This window comes from Chitinophaga oryzae (genome assembly GCF_012516375.2).
GTDB lineage: Bacteria > Bacteroidota > Bacteroidia > Chitinophagales > Chitinophagaceae > Chitinophaga > Chitinophaga oryzae.
Genome location: NZ_CP051204.2, coordinates 7,452,163 through 7,471,268 on the forward strand (window position 1 = coordinate 7,452,163; position 19,106 = coordinate 7,471,268).

Below are 19,106 nucleotides of genomic sequence, written 5' to 3' on the forward strand. Positions count from 1 at the left end.
GGTTAATTTTGTTATACGAATGCTTAGAAGCCCAGTTGTTTTTTACGCAGTTCGGTTTGCATACGGGCGATATCGCGTCTCACAGAGCGGATGCTCATGGGATTTTCGATGGGCGTAATTGCATGACCGAATTTCATTTTCTTCAGGCGCAGCTCTTCCGCAGAGATTTTCTCCTGGAGATCCTGAATGCTCAGGCCGTTCAGATCCAGCTTTTCTTTTGCCATTTGTATTTTATTTGGTCCGTTTACAGCGTGGGCGGTAAACGGGTGATATTAGTGATTGATAGAAATTAAGCAACGTAGTCGCGGCTGGTTACGAATTTTACTTTGATGGGCAGTTTTTGTGCTGCGAGTTCCATCGCTTCTTTCGCTACCTGTAAGGGAACGCCGTCTGCTTCGAATAAAATTCTGCCTGGTTTTACTACTGCTGCCCAATGGTCCGGAGCACCTTTACCTTTACCCATCCTTACTTCCAGTGGTTTGGCAGTGATAGGTTTGTCAGGGAATATGCGGATCCAAACGTTACCTTCACGTTTCATATGTCTGGTGAGGGCGACACGAGCAGCTTCGATCTGCCGGTCGGTGATCCACTTAGGTTCTAATGCTTTAAGACCGAATGTACCAAAGGAGAGGGTAGCGCCTCTTTTAGCGTTCCCTTTGATGCGGCCTTTGTGCATCTTCCTGTGTTTCACTCTTTTTGGCTGTAACATCGTCTGTATTGTTAATGTTAATAGTAATTGTTAATGTTTGCTCTGCCTGCAGGGATTATCTGCGGCCACCGCCACGGTTATCACCGCCTCTTCTGTCTCCTCCGCGTTCTCTTCTTTCACCGTGTTCTCTTCTTTCTCCACCGTGTTCACGTCCACCGCCGCGGTTGTCGCCTTCTTTGCCGGTCAGTACGTTCGGGTTCAGGTCGCGTTTGCCGAGTACTTCACCTTTACAGATCCATACTTTGATACCGATTTTACCGTATACAGTCAAAGCGAACAGGGAAGCGTAGTCGATGTCCATGCGATAAGTATGCAGGGGCACACGACCTTGTTTCACTTCTTCCGCGCGGGCGATTTCAGCACCACCCAGACGGCCGCTTACTTTAATTTTGATACCTTCAGCTCCCATTCTCAGTGCGGTAGCGATTGCCATTTTGATAGCGCGTTTGTAGTTGATACGGCTTTCGATTTGTTTGGCAATAGTTTCTGCAACGATGTTCGCATCCATTTCCGGACGGCGGATTTCGAGAATATTGATCTGTACGTCTTCTTTACCAGTCAGTTTTTTCAGTTCTTCCTTGATGCGATCAACTTCATTACCACCTTTACCTATGATGATACCTGGTTTGGAAGTATGCACAGTGACGATCAACTTACCTAAAGTTCTTTCAATCACAACTCTGGAGATGCCGCCTTTGTTGATGCGGGCATTCAGATAAGTTCTGATCTTGTTGTCTTCGATCAGTTTGGTAGCAAAATCTTTTTTGCTGCCATACCAATTAGAGTCCCATCCTCTGATGATACCTAACCTGTTACCAATAGGATTTGTTTTCTGACCCATGTTCTGGTTATTTGTCTATTAGTTTAATAGTATTAATTTATCTCTCTTTGGTATGAAACGCTTACTGTGCATTTTTACCATCTACCACAATCGTAACGTGGTTACTTCTCTTGCGGATACGGTAACCTCTGCCTTGTGGAGCGGGGCGCATTCTTTTCAGGGTGCGGCCGCCGTCTACGAAGATAGTTTTAACGATCAGGTTGGCATCTTCTACCCTTGCACCTTCATTCTTCACTTTCCAGTTTGCGATAGCGGATACCAGCAGTTTTTCCAACGGAACGCTGGGGTGCTTTGGATGGAATTTCAAAATATTCAAAGCTTTCTCCACATCCAGGCCGCGGATTAAGTCTGCCAGCAAACGCATTTTGCGGGTAGATGTGGGATTATTGTTCAGCTTAGCTACTGCTTCCATTGTTATTAATTTCTTTTATTATTTAATGTCTGACGTCTGGAGTTTGAGATTGGGCTTGAGCCTTCTCAAACCTCAAACCTCAGACTATAATTTACATTTTCTTGTTAGCGTGTCCTCTGAAGTTACGTGTAGGTGCAAATTCGCCCAGTTTGTGGCCAACCATAAATTCCGTTACATAAACCGGAATGAATTTGTTGCCATTGTGAACTGCGAAAGTGTGACCAACGAAATCAGGAGTGATGGTAGAACGGCGGCTCCAGGTTTTGATAACTGTGCGCTTGGTGCCAGCGTTCATTTTTTCAACTTTAGTCTCTAATTTCTGGTCTACGTAAGGACCTTTTCTTATGGAACGAGCCATGTCTTCTTATTTATGATTTTTCAAATTTGGGTCCCGGGTTAGCAGGACCCGAATTCCGAAATATTATAATTTTTTACCGTTTTTCCTGCTGATGATCAGTTTATCAGAGCTCTTATGCGGCTTTCTGGTTTTCAGACCTTTCGCATATTTGCCTGTTCTGGATCTTGGATGGCCGCCGGAAGATTTACCTTCACCACCACCCATCGGGTGATCTACAGGGTTCATGGCCACACCACGGTTGCGGGGACGGATACCTCTCCAACGGTTGGCACCTGCTTTACCGATAGATTGCAGGGCGTGGTCGGAGTTGGAAACTGTACCTACGGTAGCCATGCAGGTGTTCAGCACTTTGCGCAGTTCACCGGAAGGCATTTTCAGTACAGCATATTTTTCTTCCTTGTTCGACAGCTGAGCGTAGGCGCCGGCGCTTCTTGCGATAGCACCGCCTTTACCAGGCTGCAGTTCGATATTGTGTACCACAGTACCCAGCGGCATGTTTTTCAGCGGCAGGGCGTTACCTACTTCAGGAGCAGCAGTTTCACCGCTGACAACGGTGCTGCCTACCTGGAGGCCTTGTGGTGCGATGATATAACGTTTTTCACCGTCTGCATAGCTTACCAGTGCGATGAAGGCGCTACGGTTAGGATCGTATTCGATAGTTTTAACTGTAGCGGGGATATTTACTTTTTCACGTTTAAAGTCTACCACGCGGTAGGCTTTTTTGTGACCGCCACCGATGTAGCGCATAGACATCCTACCCTGAGCGTTTCTACCGCCGCTTCTTTTAGCGGGCTCGAGCAGGCTTTTTTCGGGGGTATCCGTGGTCAGCTCAGCGTAAGCGTTGCCTATTTTCCAGCGGGTACCGGCCGTCATTGGTTTGAACTTCTTCAGTGCCATTACTTCCTAAAAAGTTAAATGTTATTGATAAATATAAATCGTGATCTGTATATACATCCACATCCCGGCTGTTCAGGCCGGAACGGCACTACATGTTAGCATACAGATCTATAGTTTCGTTGGATGCGAGGGTAATGATCGCCTTTTTGTAAGACGGTTTTTTACCTGCAATGAAACCGGCTTTAGTAAAGCGGAATTTAGCTTTACCCGGCATTACGGCAGTATTCACATCCTGTACAGTTACACCGTAGAACTCTTCCACTGCTTTTTTGATCTCCAGTTTGTTGGCTTTTTTGTCAACAATGAAGTAGTAGCGGTTGAATTTTTCGGTGGCTTTGTTCACCTTTTCGGTTACTACCGGTTTGATTAAAACGTCTGAAAGTTTCATCTTCTTTATAGCTTATAGCTTTTAAGCTGTGAGCTTGTAGCTTTGTTATTGAATTGGTTTACAACACCTTATGCTTCTGCAGGCTCTTCAGTGAAGATTTTAGCAGCGCTTTCTGTGAACACGAGGTAGTTGCTGTTCATGATATCATAAGTATTGATATCGCTCAGCATGGCGCCGTCCACAGTAGGGATGTTTCTTAAAGACAGATAAACGCTATCGTTGTATTCCGGAGTGATGAACATAGTCTTCTTACCGTCTACATTGATGTTCAGGTTCTTTAAGATACCAACGAATTGTTTGGTTTTAGGAGCCTGCAGCGCCAGATCTTCAACGATGATGATGCTGTTTTCTTTAGCTTTTACTGACAGGGCGGAGATCTTAGCGAGATCTTTCACTTTTCTGTTCAGTTTGATGCTCCAGCTGTGCGGTTTGGGACCGAAGATGGTACCACCACCTTTATACAGCGGGTTACGGATGTTACCTTTACGGGCACCACCGGTACCTTTTTGTTTGTGCAGTTTGCGGGAAGCACCTTTTACTTCAGCTCTGGTTTTTACCTTGTGGGTACCCTGACGCTGAGCGGCGAGATACTGTTTAACAGCCAGGTAAATGACGTGGTTGTTAGGCTCTACACCAAAGATCTCCTCAGGAAGTTCGATGGATCTTCCGGTTTTCTTACCTTCTATATTTAAAATATCAAGTTGCATGTTACTTCTGGATTAAAACGATTGAACCATTGTGGCCGGGAACGGAACCACTTACCAGGATATAATTCTTTTCAGGGAATATTTTCAGGATCTTCAGACCTTTCACTTTCACTCTTTCGTTACCTGTCTGGCCGGCCATACGCATGCCCTTGAAAACGCGGGAAGGATAGGAGGAACCGCCTACAGAACCAGGAGCCCTGCTTCTGTCGTGCTGGCCGTGGGTGGCTTCACCCACACCGCTAAAACCGTGGCGTTTTACAACACCCTGGAAGCCTTTACCTTTGGAAGTGCCTACAACGTCAATAGATTCACCTTCAGCGAAGATTTCGCAGGTGATAATTTCACCGAGGGCTTTCTGTACGTCCGGGTTGCGGAATTCTTTAACAAAACGTTTGGGAGAGGTGCTTGCTTTCGCGAAGTGATTGAGCTCAGCTTTTGTAGTGTGTTTTTCTTTCTTCTCACCGAAAGAAACCTGAATTGCATTGTAACCATCTGATTCCAGGCTTTTTACCTGTGTTACAACGTTGGGACCTGCTTCGATAATGGTACAAGCAGTTTGCTTACCATTGGACTCGAAGATACTGGTCATACCAATCTTTTTACCAATAATACCTTTCATCTTATATATGATTTTACCCAGCGCCTGGGGGATTTCCAGCTATCCCCAGGATGGGCGGTTAAATACATTTATTGGGCGGCCGCCCAGAAGGCGCGACCTATGTGTTATATGTTAAAATTGTTATTGATTGAAAATCAACCAATAACCATAAAATCAGTAAAAGGCGGGCCTTTTGCCCAGCCTTGCTGTTGTCCTTATGCTTTAATTTCAACTTCTACGCCAGAAGGTAAATCCAGCTTGCTCAGCGCATCTACAGTCCTGGAAGAGGAGGTATAGATGTCCAGTAAACGTTTGTGAGTACACAACTGGAACTGCTCGCGCGCTTTCTTGTTTACGTGCGGAGAACGCAATACCGTAAAGATTTTCTTTTCTGTAGGTAAAGGTATCGGACCTGTTACCACGGCGCCCGTGTTACGCACGGTTTTAACGATCTTCTCAGCAGACTTGTCTACCAGGTTATGATCGTAGGACTTCAGCTTGATTCTTATTCTCTGAGACATATGCAATGAACTTCTTCGTGTTTTTTCCCTTTACAATTTGGGAGGGCAAAGGTAACCCGGTTTTTTTGAATTGGCAAATAAATCTCAGGAAAAAAATAAAAAGATACCCGGCAGAAGTTTGCCATGGTCACGGGAAAGCGGGCTATGAGGGGCGGATTTTATGCGGTTAAGCCTCCGAAAACATTCATTTTGTGCGTATTAAGTCTTACGCTTAGTTGACATGCTGATTTCGACAAATATAGGAAAACAAACATCAAAACAAAAAATTTTTCCCAACACCGGCAGGAAAATGTGAAGTTGCAGGACCAGCGCGGCGCTACAGCGCCCCAGCCCCTCTATATCCCCCCTTTCATACAGCGTCTTACATCAGCCGGAATCTTTCTCCCCCTCAGTCCGGCAGCAATCCCCTGCCCTGCCCCACCGCCTGCCCCTGCTCCCCCCGGGCTGACGACAAGCGGCCTGCTGCGCCGCCGGTAAACTATCGGCAGTGCCCGATACAAATGCTGTAAAGGCTTTTATTCAGATCCGGACCCGGCCGCTTCCCTCAGCCGGCATAGGGAGATGACCGGGCAATACTATTCCCCCCAGGAAAATAGCCACTGGCGCTGCGTGGCGACTTGTCCGTCTCAAACCACCGGGAGTATAAAGAGAAGATATCCGGGAAGTCCGCTACAACCCCTACCAGGAGGCACCTATACAGCCCCCTTTGTTCAGCTAGGGGCATTCCTGATAGTTACCGGGAAATAAATACAGTAAAAGGAAGGACGCCATACCATCATAAAATCCAATTATGACTGCCTGCTGCATAAAAGACAACCGCTCCATCTCGCGCAAGCAAGATGAAGCGGTTTCTGAATTAGTTAAAGCAGATACGGTGCATCCGGTTGCCTCTTACAGAGGTAAACCGCCACCGATACCGCCCAGTAATGATTTTACTAATCCTAAGATCAGTGCGAGCAATTGGTTCAGCAAATCCATAGTTTTAGGTTTTCATTGTTATGCCTACTCTATTGACTGGTTTTCGGCAATCCCAGTGGTAATGTTAACATCCGGTGCCGAATTTAAAAGCTCTTCCGCAATTACCATGAGCCCATTTTGTTCATTTTCAGCACCTGCGGTCATTTTGTTCATTCCTTTACCAGCAAGGAATAGGGGGCTTTTTTACAACTCATCCGTGTGCTGTGCCTGGCTTATTCGGGCTCACAGCCGGAATGTATGCTAAGTCCAGGAGGTGGAAGCGCAACCAGGCGTTGCCTATCTCTGTTCGCGGAGCAACAGACAGGCACTGTACGGGCACAGCAAAAAAAACTCCGGGAACAGGTCCCGGAGCTAAATGCGTTGCAAGGGAAATCGAACTAAGGATAGGACAGTTCCCTTACGGGGTGCCGATCATTACAGGCCACCCAGCAGAGACTGCAGCAGTCCAACAACAACTGCGAGTAATTGGTTCAGTAAGTTCATAAGAATGGTATTACATCTTTAAGCCTACTCTTTTTATGGTTTTCGGCATCCCCATTGGTTTCACAGGACAACCAACACGATAAAAGTAAGGGCTATTCTCTCAATAACATACATTCATTTTGTTCATTTTTCAGCAAAAATCAAATCCCTTGTTCAATCCACTGAACACGCTACTTACAGGCACTATGCCGGACTTTAAACAATTTAAAAAATAATATCATATTTGCAAAATTCATCAAAATAAGAGGAATCCTAATTACTTACAAAGTTCATCTGCAATAAAAAAGCCGCGAAAAAATTCGCGGCATTTCCGAAATACAAGTAAAAAATGTCATTCCGGCAATCACAGGATGCAGGAGTAATAAAGGTCCTGTTGCTGCACGTGTGGATTACAGGGCGCCTATTACAGTGTGCAGGAATTTCAGAAAGGCGTCGAGCATTGTTTTTAACATAGGAAAACGATTAAGACTCTGAGCTTACTCTTTTATTGGTTTTCAGCGATTCCCAATGACCGGTACCTACCGGGCACAACTGCAAAATAGCGCATCCCGGTAAAAACTGCCTGTTCAGTTAATCCATTCAAACTGCTTTTATTCATTCTGTTCAACACAGCAGGGCCGCGAAAAAGCCATGACGTCAGTCATGGCTCTACGGGTAACAAACACAAACATGCTCTTCAGCCGAATGCCGCCCAGTGCGGACATCAGCAACACAAATAACCTGTTTAATAGGTGAAGAGTATATCGAGGACCATGAGAAAAAGGTTTTTGATCTCAGCTACGCTTTTACATGGTTTTCGGTAGGCTCATTGCTCGTGCAGTCTGGGGATAGCAAACAGGCTATGGGGGTTCAAGAGCAGGAATTAATTTCAGGGGGTGTTTAATAGCGATGTCCGCAACCACCACCATGACCGCCATGACCACCATGACCGCCATGGCCGCCATGGCCACCGTGGCCGTGATCGTCATCGTTGCATCCGCATAAAAGTCTGCGCAGCAGTTCCAGTAATTGATTCAGTAACATAACAGAGAATTTAAGATAAACGCCTACTCTTTCATTGGTTTTCAGCAATCCCAACTGACCTGTATTAACAGATCATGCTGCAAATGTAAATGGTTCCTCTCCTTCCAACCAATGACGCTGATCACCGCTTTTCTGTTACAAATACTATATGTCAGGACTCCTTATCAAAATAAAAAGGGCCCCGGCCGTCATGATAAATGACTACCGGGACCATTTTTTTCACTTGCCAGTGTATTATTTTCCGCTTCTTTCTTCTCTGTAAATAGCTTTTGCTTTAGCGGAAGGCAGATAGATCTGGAAACCTATGCCCAGGCTGAGGCGATTAGCAGTGGTAGAGTTTCCTCCTCCCACGGTCAGGTCGTATTTTAATAATCCTTCCAGACCTACATTGGGGGTGATAAAATAGGAAATACCGGGACCTACACCAACGTTAAAGCCGTTTGTAGAAGCGCCGCTGGCCGGGTTCTGGCCGGCAAATCCTGCATTGGCTTCTGCAAAGAAGCGCACTCTCTTGGAGAACTCCAGCTTCCGGACGTTTTTATCTTCTATAAAATAGCGGGCGAAAGCTCCGATGCCATAATTCGTATTCGAAGCCCTGGTGTCCGTTGTTTTATTCTTGGTGGTATTGGCGCCAAAATCGACATAACCACCGATAGCCAAACCATCTGTAATAAACCAACCGATCTTGGGAGATAGATTTGCACTGAAGGCAGTACTTTCCTTTTGAAAAGTCACGCTCAGGTTGGTGAGGTCTGCACCTACCATAATATTGCCTTTCTGGATCTGTGCTTTAACGGTTGATCCCATCAGTACGCTCACTGCAACAAGGGTTAGGAGACGAATTTTTTTCATAGTGTGCATTTTAGTTTTAACATTTAACATGCTGAATGAATAAATATGCCGATCGCGCAAAACAGCAAATCAGAATTTGAGGTTTGCAGCTATAGCAGGTTGCTATTGAATAATGAACTGAAAAAATTTAGCGGCAGGGGATAATGGGTTGCTTAACAAAAGCATCAAACAATCACAAACAATCAAAAGCACATCTTTGGATAAAATCTGAACTCGAAACAAAAATACTGAAAATGAATCATATAAGTATTCACCTTGTTAAAAAAAATATAATTTTTTTTTCACATTGCACAGCTTGTAACTATCTCTCTTCTCGTCGCACTTAAGGGTTATAACAATAATACACGACAGGTTGTTGCGTAAAAAGTCTTTTCCTGCCTTTGCTTTTACCGGCCCGGTGATGATTTGCGATGATGGCAAATAGTTGGGAAGCCTGACAGGATGCTGGCGTACACTGTTCGTTTCCGCCTGAATGCGGGAATAACAACTTCGGCGTTTGCCGGGCGCGTTTATCTTCAGCGGTTCAGGAAATCAGAGCATATCGATATGTGCGCAGAAGCGGCCCTGTTGCTGCAGAAAGCGCAGAAAACCGTCCATTTTCTGTTCCATTCTGGCGCCTGAAACGCGGCTGATGTAGGAAGGCAGGGCATATCCACGGATATCCACCAATTCCCAGGGGTGGAAATAAAAAGAGAGGTAAGGGTCTTTCCGGAGGATTGTTTTACTGAAATGGCGGGTTATCCAAAGTGGTGCATTTTTCACGCTCAGCCAGAAAACGGGGTACCGGATGAGGGGGGATACCGAAGAAGGGATGATCCACATGTTGTCATCTCTGAACATAGTACGCGGCAGGTGCCGGTTGTTGTAGCGACCGGGCAGCCAGGTGGGGTTCAGGGAGGCGTCGTAGAGGTAACCGGCATCTTTGAGCGCCTTCATATTCACTTTCCGGAGGCGTGGCATGCGGAAACCGCGTACCTGTTGCCCGCTGATTTCCTGGAGGGCCAGGCGTGATCCTTCCAGGTCCGCATCGGAAAAGGAGCTATGGTAATAAGCGTGAGAGGCTATTTCGTGTTTGGCGGCCACCTGCCGGATCAGTTCGGGGTAGTGCTGTGCCCAGTAGGCGGTGATGAAGAAAGTAGCACGTACATTGTACTGATCAAAGAGGTCGAGGGTGGTTTGCAGGCCTTTCCTGGATATTTCCAGTTTTTCCTGCAGGGGCACCTGCCGGCCAAATTCTTCGGGGATGTCAAATTCTTCCACGTCGACACTGAGCAGTATCCTTTTCTCCTGGTTCATAATTAGTTAGCTGCGTTAGCACTGGTAATAATCCGGCAATAGTTCCTGAGTTCTTTCAGCAGCAGTTTGATCTTAAAGGCGCTGAAGCTGATTCCGGGGCGACAATATACATCTACTGCGCCGATTTTCAGACGTGGATTTTTACCGGCTTTATACAGAAACTCGCTATCGTATAAAAAACCGTCGATGGTGGTATTGAGCAGTACAGATCTGCCGTGGGCGTTAAACCCTTTCAGGCCGGCCTGGGCGTCTTTTACTTTGAGGCGGAGCACGACTTTATTCAGCAGGCGGCTGATGCGGGTGATGATCCTTCTTTTGCGGGGCAGTTCTTTCAGGTAGGCGGCGCCTCTTTCGCCGGCCACTACGTCGAGGCCATGCTGCAGCTGATCGTAGGCTTTTTTAACGGCGTCCACGCCGAAGGGGAAATCGAGGTCGGTGTATACCTGGTAGGCATAGCGGGAGTTTTTCACGCCTTCGCGGACCGCATGGCCTTTTCCCCTGTTTTCTTTATAGTTGACGATAATAATGCCCGGAATGGCGGCTTCCAGCCAGGAGATATGCTGACTGGTGAAATTACGGAGTGAGCCATCATTCACGAGGATGAGCTGTACGGGGACATCTCCCATCAAGTGGATAACTTCATGATAGTGCCTGATGAGGGATTCTACCCAGGGGCCCGACGGGTTCCAGCAGGGCAGAATCACATCGAGGCCAGGAGCCAGTAAGACCTCTTCTCCTGTTTCATATCTAACAGTTGTAGGTGGTGCTTGTGTTAATTCTAAGTACATATTGTTGGTCACTCGGCTATCAGTAAAAAAATACAGGCTCAGTTGAATTGCATTTTCATATAGTATGACGAAAAAAGCCGGACCACCCCCTACTACCCCGATAACAAAACAAAAAAAAAGGTCCTGAAGAGCAGGACCCTGGCATTTGGCAAAAAGTACGTTCAGTTGCAGGCTATAGTGTCACCGAATTTATCGAAAAACTGTCACCTGGCAATAGCATGTTCATGTAAGCAAAAAAGGTTGTCCCGCTTTCGCAGGACAACCTTTTTTTATGGAAAGAGATGTAATTAGGCGTTTACTTTACCTTTTACTTTCGCTACCACTTCTTCAGCCACGTTGTTCGGAGCCGGAGCGTAGTGAGAGAATTCCATGATGGAGCTGGCGCGGCCGGAAGACAGGGAGCGCAGTTGGGTTACGTAACCGAACATTTCGCTCAAAGGTACTTTGGCTTTGATTACCTGAACACCATTTCTGGAGTCCATACCTTCCAGCATACCGCGACGACGGTTGAGGTCACCGGTAACGTCACCCATATACTGGTCAGGAGTTTGCACTTCCACTTTCATGATAGGCTCCAGCAGTACTGGTTTAGCTTTGCGGGCAGCTTCACGGAAAGCTTGTTTGGCGCAGAGTTCGAAGGACATAGCGTCGGAGTCCACTGCGTGGAAGGAGCCGTCGAACAGGCGCACTTTCAGGTTTACCAGCGGGAAGTTAGCCAGTACACCCTGGTTCATGGATTGTTCGAAACCTTTCTGAACAGCCGGGATGAACTCTTTCGGGATAGCACCACCGAAGATATCGTTGATGAACTGGAAGGATTTGCCGTCGTTTTCTTTCAGCCATTCAGCATCAGCAGGGGAGATTTCCACCTGGATGTCGGCGAATTTACCACGACCACCGGTTTGTTTTTTGAACACTTCGCGGTGTTCAATTTTAGCGGTCAGGGCTTCTTTGTAAGCCACCTGAGGCGCACCCTGGTTAACTTCCACTTTGAACTCGCGTTTCATACGGTCAACGATGATTTCAAGGTGAAGCTCACCCATACCGCTCAGTACGGTTTGGCCGGTTTCTTCGTCGGTTCTCGCTTTCAGGGTAGGATCTTCTTCTACCAGTTTAGCGATAGCCATACCCATTTTATCAACGTCGGCCTGAGTTTTAGGCTCGATAGCGATGTGGATAACCGGCTCAGGGAAGGTCATAGATTCCAGGATGATCGGATGGTTCTCATCGCAGAGGGTATCACCTGTTTTGATATCTTTAAAACCAACAGCAGCTCCGATATCGCCGGCTTCGATGAAGTCGATCGGGTTCTGTTTGTTGGCGTGCATCTGCATGATACGGCTGATACGTTCGTTTTTGCCGGTACGGGTGTTCAGGATGTAGGAACCTGCATCCAGGTGACCGGAGTAAGCCCGGAAGAACGCCAGACGGCCTACGAAAGGATCGGTCATGATTTTGAACGCCAGGGCAGAGAATGGTTCTTTTGCGTCTGGTTTACGTTCAATTTCGTCACCGGTATCGGGGTTGGTACCTTTTACCGCTTCGATGTCCATTGGAGAAGGCAGGTAACGGCAAACCGCATCCAGCATTTTCTGAACACCTTTGTTTTTGAAGGAGGAACCGCACATCATCGGGATGATAGCGATGTCGATGGTAGCTTTACGGATAGCTTCGTGGATTTCAGCTTCGGAGATAGAGTTAGGATCTTCGAAGAATTTTTCCATCAGGGTATCGTCGTATTCAGCAACGGCTTCTACCAGTTTAGCTCTCCATTCATTCGCTTCTTCCTTCATATCTTCCGGAATCTCGATTTCCTGGTAGGTAGCACCTTTACCTTCTTCGTCCCAGATGATACCTTTCATGGTGATCAGGTCTACCACGCCTTTGAAAGTATCTTCAGCACCGATAGGCAGGGTCAGGGGAACGGGGTTAGCACCCAGCATCTCTTTCACCTGTTTTACCACGTTCAGGAAGTCAGCGCCGGAACGGTCCATTTTATTAACGAAACCGATACGGGGTACGCGGTAGCGGTTAGCCTGGCGCCAAACGGTTTCAGACTGAGGTTCAACGCCGGATACAGCGCAGAACAGTGCCACCAGACCGTCCAGTACGCGCAGAGAGCGCTCTACTTCCACGGTAAAGTCCACGTGGCCCGGAGTATCGATGATGTTGAATTTATATTGTTTAGTGTCCGGGAGAGCTTTACCCTGTAAAGTTGGGAAATTCCAAAAACAAGTGGTAGCAGCAGATGTGATGGTAATACCTCTTTCCTGCTCCTGTGCCATCCAGTCCATGGTAGCAGCACCCTCGTGCACCTCACCAATCTTGTGGGATTTACCTGTATAATACAGGATACGCTCTGTGGTAGTGGTTTTACCCGCATCAATGTGCGCCGCAATACCAAAGTTCCTTTGAAATCTTAAGTCTGCCATAATATTAAAATGACTAAATAATGCAATTTGGGGGGCAAAGGTAATTTATTTTTAGCAATAAATAAAACGCGCAATATTGTCCAAATGTTATTTCTCATTAACGAGCACGGGCGTTTCAACACATTATCCAAATTCAAAATAAGTATCTGTTAGCTGAACCAGTTTTTAGGTGGATTCCGCCATTTTTTTAAAAAATCCTGCCGGAGACAAAATCTGTATTTTTACTGAACAATAAATCTTCCACATTTGTATCATGATTTAACAGGTTTGCCCCAAAAATGTCCTGATTTATCCCTGTGTATTGTTGTTGTTGGAACCGAATACTGAGCGTCAACCATATAAATCTAAACGTGGTATACAGAACGGCCTTATTGCGAATTGTTATCTATAAAATCCAAAAAAATACTGTCATGAAGGGAAATATACTTTCTTCCTGAGCTATCGGCTGTTGATAACAGCCGGGCCATATCATACGTACATTTTCTAACCCCCGATTTCATATGACATCTTACATCTCCAAGTGCATCCCTGCGCTGGTGGTACTGGCATTGCTATGCACCACGGCGAGGGCTCAACTGATCCTGAACAGACAGGTGGTGGCCAGCAACGGAGGCAGTGGTGCGGTGAATAACGTCCGGATACAGTATACCATAGGCGAGTCAGTGGTGACGCCTGTGACAGACGGCCGGCTGCTCCTCACCCAGGGCTTTCAGCAACCGGAAGAACTTCCTGCATTACCTCCCGGCGCCAATCCGGTCAAGAACTACATCATCTTCCCCAACCCTGCGGTTACCAACGCCAAGGTGCAATTTGACCTGCTCCGGGGCGCTACGGTCACCATCCAGGTACTGAATCCTGCAGGCCAGACCCTGTATCATCAGTTCGTGGAAATGGGTGCGGGCAAAACCACGGTCATACTACCGGTGAATCATTTTGCCGCCGGTATTTATACGGTGGTATTGAAGGTGAATGCCAGTATTTATTTCGAGAAGCTGATCGTCCAGTAGCGCCATCCATTATTGCTCATCCTCTTTTTTTTAAAAAACGTAATCATGAAATATGGTCGAATAATTCTACTGTTATGCGGCATGACAGCCGTAAAACCGGCCGTACATGCCCAAAAAGCGGAGCAGAAAGCGCCCAATATCGGTGCCAGCTTCCTGCTGGTCAACCCCGATGCCCGTTCCAGCGGGGCCGGAGACGCCACCATCGGGCTGGAAGCCGATCCCAACTCCCTGTTTTCCAATGCTGCGAAAATTGTTTTTGCCGGCGACTGGGGTGTCAGCGCCAATTATTCTCCCTGGATGTGGGAATTGAATAATAACCAGTCCAACATGGCCTATGTATCCGCCTATAAGAACTTCAATGCAGTGGAAGGCGTAGGGGTGTCCATGAAATACTTCAACTACGGAGAAGTGACATTCAGGGACGACAACGGCACTGTCCTGCAAACCTATTCTCCCAAGGAGTTTGCGGTGGATGCAGCCTACGCCCGGAAGCTGGGGCAGCATATGTCGCTGGCCATTAGTCTGCGGTATGTACGCAGTCAGCTCGGGCAGGGCTCTTTCAACGGCCTGCAGCAAAAGCCGGCATCGGCCGTAGCCGGGGACGTAGGCTATTACTACCAGAACAGCACCGACCGGCTTGAATTCGGCAACCGTTATTCTTTCGGGGTGAGTTTTACCAACATCGGCACCAAGCTGCAGTACACCGACGACAATACCCGCAAGAGTTTTCTGCCGATGAACCTGCGTATCGGCGGCGGCTATACGTTTGTGCACACCTACGATCATGAATTTACCATTGCCGTAGACATCAACAAGTTGCTGGTACCTACTCCTCCTCTGTATGCGGTTGATGACAATGGTATCCCCACCAACGAGATCCTTAAAGGGAAGGACCCTAACCGGCAGGTGGTTAGCGCCCTGTTTTCTTCTTTTGGCGATGCGCCAGGCGGTTTCAGCGAAGAGCTGCGTGAGTTTACCGTGGCCAGCGGGCTGGAATACGCCTATAAGCAGGCATTTTTTGCACGCACCGGCTATTTCTACGAGCATCCCCAGAAAGGGTTGCGGCAGCATTTCTCCGCAGGTCTGGGGGTGCGGTACTCCAATATAGAATTTGACGTTGCGTACCTGGTCCCCACCGGTACCAGCCTGCGGGAACGGCGCACGCTGAAGTTCTCCCTGGTATACAATATCGGCGCCCGTAAGGATGCGGCAGCCGAATGAATTTGCTAACACATTTAAAACGCCCATATGAAACTTTCTATCTTTCTCTTCCTGCTGCTGGCAGGCCTCAGCATACAGGCAGCCGCACAAAACAAAACCCGGGATATCCTGTTTCCTTCTTTCCAAAAGGACTTTGCGAAGCTGCAATCTGCCGCTCCTGAAAAAAGCGCCAAAGAAGCCCAGTTTCGTGGCCGTTCCACCAAAGAGCTGATCTTCAACGATTATAAACCTTCCACTCCCCGCAGTACCGCCAGGATGGCCGCACCCGCCGCCGGCAAGAAAGCAGCGGTCCCTTCTGATATCAACAATGAAACGGCTGCTGCCGCAACCCAGAAGTCCTCACAGCCGGTAGTTCCGTTCAAGATACCTGACCAGGGAGAAGAACACAAAGACAACGGCAGCAAACCCCTGAAAAACAAACCTTAATACAGTCCTTAAATCAGCCGATATGAAAAAAAGATACTTGCTTTCCCTCTTTTGCAGTATGCTGCTTTTAACACAGCTGACATACGCACAAAACGGGTTAAAAACGATCAACTATCAGGCGGTAGCCAGAAACAGCAACGGTACGGTGCTAGCCAATGAGAGCATTAAAGTGCGGATCTCTATCCTGGGAGGTTCTGCTGCCGGCCCGGTGCAATACCAGGAAACACATGATGCCATCACCAACCAGCTGGGGTTGTTCAACCTTCAGATTGGCGCAGGTACGCCGGTGAGCGGCACTTTTGCGGCTGTGCCCTGGGCTAACGCCAACCAATATATTAAAGTAGAAGCCGCCATCGGTGGCGGCAGCTTCCAGGTGCTGGGCAATTCACCGCTGGCCAGCGTGCCCTTTGCACTGTATGCAGCCAATGGCAATCCGGGTCCGGCAGGCCCTGCGGGCCCCGCAGGACCGGCAGGGCCGCAGGGTGTTCAGGGACCGGCAGGTGTTGCCGGTGCAGTAGGACCAGCAGGGCCGGCAGGACCAGCGGGACCGGTGGGAGCTACCGGCGCCGTAGGTCCGGTTGGACCGGCAGGGCCGGCGGGAGCTGTTGGTCCGGCCGGACCGCAGGGGCCACAGGGGCCGGCGGGGCCTATGGGGCTTCCCGGCGCGGTTGGACCGGCAGGACCAGCAGGACCGGTGGGACCAGCGGGACCAGTAGGACCGGCAGGAGCTGACGGCCCAGCAGGACCAGCAGGACCCGCAGGAGCTGACGGACCGGTGGGACCAGTAGGTCCTGCAGGGCCGGTTGGACCAGCTGGACCAGCAGGACCGGTTGGACCGGCGGGGCCAGTAGGACCAGCAGGGCCTGCGGGAGACATTAACGGTGTTGCCGCAGGTGGTGATCTGACGGGTACTTACCCTAATCCGGTGGTTGCCAAACTTCAGAGCATACCTGTGAGCAATGCAGCACCGTTGGCAGGGCAGCTTTTAAAATTTGACGGCGCCCAGTGGGTGCCCGGTGCAGCCGGTGGCGGACTGACGCTTCCTTTTGTGGCTACAGAAAACAATGCCGCCACGCTTTTCAGCATTACCAACGATGGTGACGGCACTTCGCTGGAAGGAGTAAATAATACTACTACTTCCAATGTCGCCGCTATCAGGGGTATTGTGTCCTCGGCCAGTCCCGGTGGTTTTTCTGCAGCCGTGAGGGGTATCAATAACGGCACCGGCGGCCTGGGTGTGGGCGTATATGGCTCACAGGCCGGTTCCGGCTGGGGTGTTTACGGCACTACTCCCAACGGGTTAGGCGTTTATGGCAATGCTTCCGCCAACGGTTACGGCGTTTATGCCAACAGTAATACCGGCACCGGGCTGAATGCCACCAGTAACAATGGTATCCCCGCCAATATCAGCATTTACAACAATGCCAATAACAATAATGCGCTGGTGGTGAATTCTGTTGGTAATGGTACCGTGGTGAACGTAACCACTACAGGCAATGGCGCCGGTGTGCGTTCCAGTACCGTTGCCGGTTTTGGCGTGCATGGTATTACCTCCACCCTCACTTCAGCCGGCGTGGTAGGCGATAACAACGGCGGTGGCGAGGCTGTGGTGGGCCGTACCACCAGTGATATAGCCGGCGCAGTGGTAGGCCGCAACGATGGCGGCGGTTACGGTGTAAGAGGCTTTATCGCTACCAGCACCTCCGGTACCGGTATCGGGGTGTTGGGACAGGTAGGTCTCAATAACAGCACCGGCCGGGCAGGACGATTTGAGAATTTCAACAATACCAACACCACCGGCAATACACTGGAGGTAGAAACCAATGGTAATGGTAATATCCCGGACAACACACAGGGCAATGCCGCCTCTTTCCTTGTTAACAACACCAATAGCGTGGCAGCAGCCATCCGGGCAGAAACCAATACCATCTTTGGCAACTTCGGAGCAGCCGGTGTATTTGGCGTTTCTTCCGGAACCGGCGGGCGCGCGGGGCTTTTTTACGCCTCCAATCCATCTGGTAACGGCGCCTCCCTTATTTCCATCACCGATGGCAATGGCAATGCCATTACCGCCAATGCCGGCAAAGACGGCAACGGCGTAGAAACCAATATTGACGGGGCCGGCAATGCAATATATGCCTGGGTGCCTACTTTTTCTACCGGCAGGGCAGGACGGTTTGAGATCTTCAACGAAAGCAATACCAGCGATGTGATCACAGTAAAGACTGTGGGTAACGGTATCGCCGGTAATTTCAAGGTGGACAAAACCACCGGCACCTCTCCTGCGGTGAAGGGTGAGGTGAATTCCCAGTTTGCCAATTTTGGCACTGCGGGTGTTTATGGCCAGTCTTCCGGTACCGGTGGTTATGCCGGCTTGTTCTATTCCTCCAATCCTGCGGGCAACGGTCCCGCTTTGCTGGCCCTTTCAGAAGGCAGTGGCAATGGTATTACTGCCAATGCGGGCGGTAACGGTGACGGTGTGGAAGCTTCCTGCGACGGCAGCGGCAACGCTATTTCCGGTTTCGTTCCCAATTTCGGTACCGGTAAAGCCGGGCGGTTCGCGAATTTCAATAACGCCAACGGTCAGCCGGTAGTGCATATCACCACCACAGGTACCGGCAGCGGCATGTTGCTTAACCATCAGGGGCCCAGCGGCAACATTGCTGTTTTCCAGAGTGCCAGTGCTAATGTGGCGCGTATCAACAAAGCCGGCAGGGGCTTCTTTAACGGCGGCACCCAGAACAGCGGCGCCGACGTGGCCGAAGCTTTCGACGTAACCGGTGCTATACAGCAATATGAGCCGGGCGATGTGATGGTGATTGCCACAGACGCAGACCGGACCATTGAAAAGTCTTCCGAAGCTTATTCTTCCCTGGTAGTGGGCGTATATGCCACCAAGCCGGGGGTATTGCTGACAGAGGAAGACATCGAAACCGATCTTTCCGACAAAGCGCCTTTGGGCGTGGTGGGCGTGATCCCGACCAAAGTATGCAATGAAAACGGGCCTATCCGCCGCGGCGATCTGCTGGTAACTGCCAGCAAGCCGGGCTATGCCATGAAAGCGGACCCAGACAAGGTGAAACCGGGGCAGGCCATTGGCAAAGCCTTACAGGAGTTTGACGGCACGCAGGGTAAGATCAAAGTGCTTGTAAACGTGAGATAACATAAG

Annotated in this window: 18 protein-coding genes; 4 read left to right on the forward strand and 14 right to left on the reverse strand. The window is 49.0% G+C overall.

All coding sequences use genetic code 11. The features are described 5' to 3' along the window. Positions 1 to 23 precede the first annotated feature (23 nt). The 14 genes from rpmC to fusA form a co-directional block, all read right to left on the reverse strand. Positions 24 to 224 carry a 50S ribosomal protein L29 gene (rpmC, locus tag HF324_RS29510; RefSeq protein WP_078666982.1) on the reverse strand — a complete coding sequence of 67 codons (201 nt, stop codon included), beginning with the start codon at positions 222 to 224 and terminating at the stop codon, positions 24 to 26. Positions 225 to 289: 65 nt separating this feature from the next. Beyond that, a complete protein-coding gene (rplP, locus tag HF324_RS29515; protein ID WP_078666981.1) occupies positions 290 to 709 on the reverse strand; it encodes a 50S ribosomal protein L16 in 420 nt (139 codons plus the stop codon). 55 nt (positions 710 to 764) lie between these two features. Then, a complete protein-coding gene (rpsC, locus tag HF324_RS29520) occupies positions 765 to 1,550 on the reverse strand; it encodes a 30S ribosomal protein S3 (RefSeq protein WP_168806966.1) in 786 nt (261 codons plus the stop codon). 61 nt (positions 1,551 to 1,611) lie between these two features. Continuing rightward, a complete protein-coding gene (gene rplV, locus HF324_RS29525; protein ID WP_078666979.1) occupies positions 1,612 to 1,962 on the reverse strand; it encodes a 50S ribosomal protein L22 in 351 nt (116 codons plus the stop codon). Between the two features lie 91 nt (positions 1,963 to 2,053). Then, the gene (gene rpsS / locus HF324_RS29530) at positions 2,054 to 2,320 is read right to left on the reverse strand and encodes a 30S ribosomal protein S19 (protein WP_078666978.1); all 267 of its coding nucleotides are present in this window, start codon (positions 2,318 to 2,320) and stop codon (positions 2,054 to 2,056) included. 63 nt (positions 2,321 to 2,383) lie between these two features. Next, on the reverse strand, positions 2,384 to 3,217 hold the full coding sequence (rplB, locus tag HF324_RS29535; protein WP_168806968.1) for a 50S ribosomal protein L2: 834 nt from the start codon (positions 3,215 to 3,217) through the stop codon (positions 2,384 to 2,386). Between the two features lie 88 nt (positions 3,218 to 3,305). After that, a complete protein-coding gene (rplW, locus tag HF324_RS29540) occupies positions 3,306 to 3,605 on the reverse strand; it encodes a 50S ribosomal protein L23 (RefSeq protein WP_078666976.1) in 300 nt (99 codons plus the stop codon). A 68-nt stretch (positions 3,606 to 3,673) separates the two neighbouring features. Continuing rightward, a complete protein-coding gene (gene rplD / locus HF324_RS29545) occupies positions 3,674 to 4,312 on the reverse strand; it encodes a 50S ribosomal protein L4 (protein ID WP_078666975.1) in 639 nt (212 codons plus the stop codon). A gap of 1 nt (position 4,313) precedes the next feature. Next, on the reverse strand, positions 4,314 to 4,931 hold the full coding sequence (rplC, locus tag HF324_RS29550) for a 50S ribosomal protein L3 (protein WP_078666974.1): 618 nt from the start codon (positions 4,929 to 4,931) through the stop codon (positions 4,314 to 4,316). A gap of 194 nt (positions 4,932 to 5,125) precedes the next feature. Then, positions 5,126 to 5,431: a 30S ribosomal protein S10 gene (rpsJ, locus tag HF324_RS29555; RefSeq protein WP_012789286.1), complete on the reverse strand. Its 306-nt coding sequence runs from the start codon at positions 5,429 to 5,431 to the stop codon at positions 5,126 to 5,128. Positions 5,432 to 8,149: 2,718 nt separating this feature from the next. Next, on the reverse strand, positions 8,150 to 8,767 hold the full coding sequence (locus HF324_RS29560; RefSeq protein WP_168806970.1) for an outer membrane beta-barrel protein: 618 nt from the start codon (positions 8,765 to 8,767) through the stop codon (positions 8,150 to 8,152). Between the two features lie 531 nt (positions 8,768 to 9,298). Continuing rightward, positions 9,299 to 10,063 carry a polysaccharide deacetylase family protein gene (locus HF324_RS29565; protein WP_168806972.1) on the reverse strand — a complete coding sequence of 255 codons (765 nt, stop codon included), beginning with the start codon at positions 10,061 to 10,063 and terminating at the stop codon, positions 9,299 to 9,301. Positions 10,064 to 10,065: 2 nt separating this feature from the next. After that, entirely contained in the window at positions 10,066 to 10,851 is a 786-nt protein-coding gene (locus tag HF324_RS29570) for a glycosyltransferase (protein WP_168806974.1), read from the reverse strand. Between the two features lie 287 nt (positions 10,852 to 11,138). Further along, positions 11,139 to 13,283: an elongation factor G gene (gene fusA, locus HF324_RS29575; protein WP_220100641.1), complete on the reverse strand. Its 2,145-nt coding sequence runs from the start codon at positions 13,281 to 13,283 to the stop codon at positions 11,139 to 11,141. Between the two features lie 500 nt (positions 13,284 to 13,783). Between fusA and HF324_RS29580 the strand changes: the two genes are divergently transcribed. The 4 genes from HF324_RS29580 to HF324_RS29595 all read left to right on the forward strand — a co-directional run bounded on the left by HF324_RS29580 (position 13,784) and on the right by HF324_RS29595 (position 19,100). Further along, the gene (locus HF324_RS29580; protein ID WP_168806975.1) at positions 13,784 to 14,290 is read left to right on the forward strand and encodes a T9SS type A sorting domain-containing protein; all 507 of its coding nucleotides are present in this window, start codon (positions 13,784 to 13,786) and stop codon (positions 14,288 to 14,290) included. 81 nt (positions 14,291 to 14,371) lie between these two features. Further along, positions 14,372 to 15,511 (forward strand): type IX secretion system outer membrane channel protein PorV, encoded by a 1,140-nt coding sequence (gene porV / locus HF324_RS29585; RefSeq protein WP_258539326.1) that lies wholly within the window; start codon positions 14,372 to 14,374, stop codon positions 15,509 to 15,511. A 27-nt stretch (positions 15,512 to 15,538) separates the two neighbouring features. Continuing rightward, the gene (locus tag HF324_RS29590; RefSeq protein ID WP_168861477.1) at positions 15,539 to 15,937 is read left to right on the forward strand and encodes a hypothetical protein; all 399 of its coding nucleotides are present in this window, start codon (positions 15,539 to 15,541) and stop codon (positions 15,935 to 15,937) included. A 22-nt stretch (positions 15,938 to 15,959) separates the two neighbouring features. Beyond that, positions 15,960 to 19,100: a collagen-like domain-containing protein gene (locus HF324_RS29595; protein ID WP_193114973.1), complete on the forward strand. Its 3,141-nt coding sequence runs from the start codon at positions 15,960 to 15,962 to the stop codon at positions 19,098 to 19,100. Positions 19,101 to 19,106 lie beyond the last annotated feature (6 nt).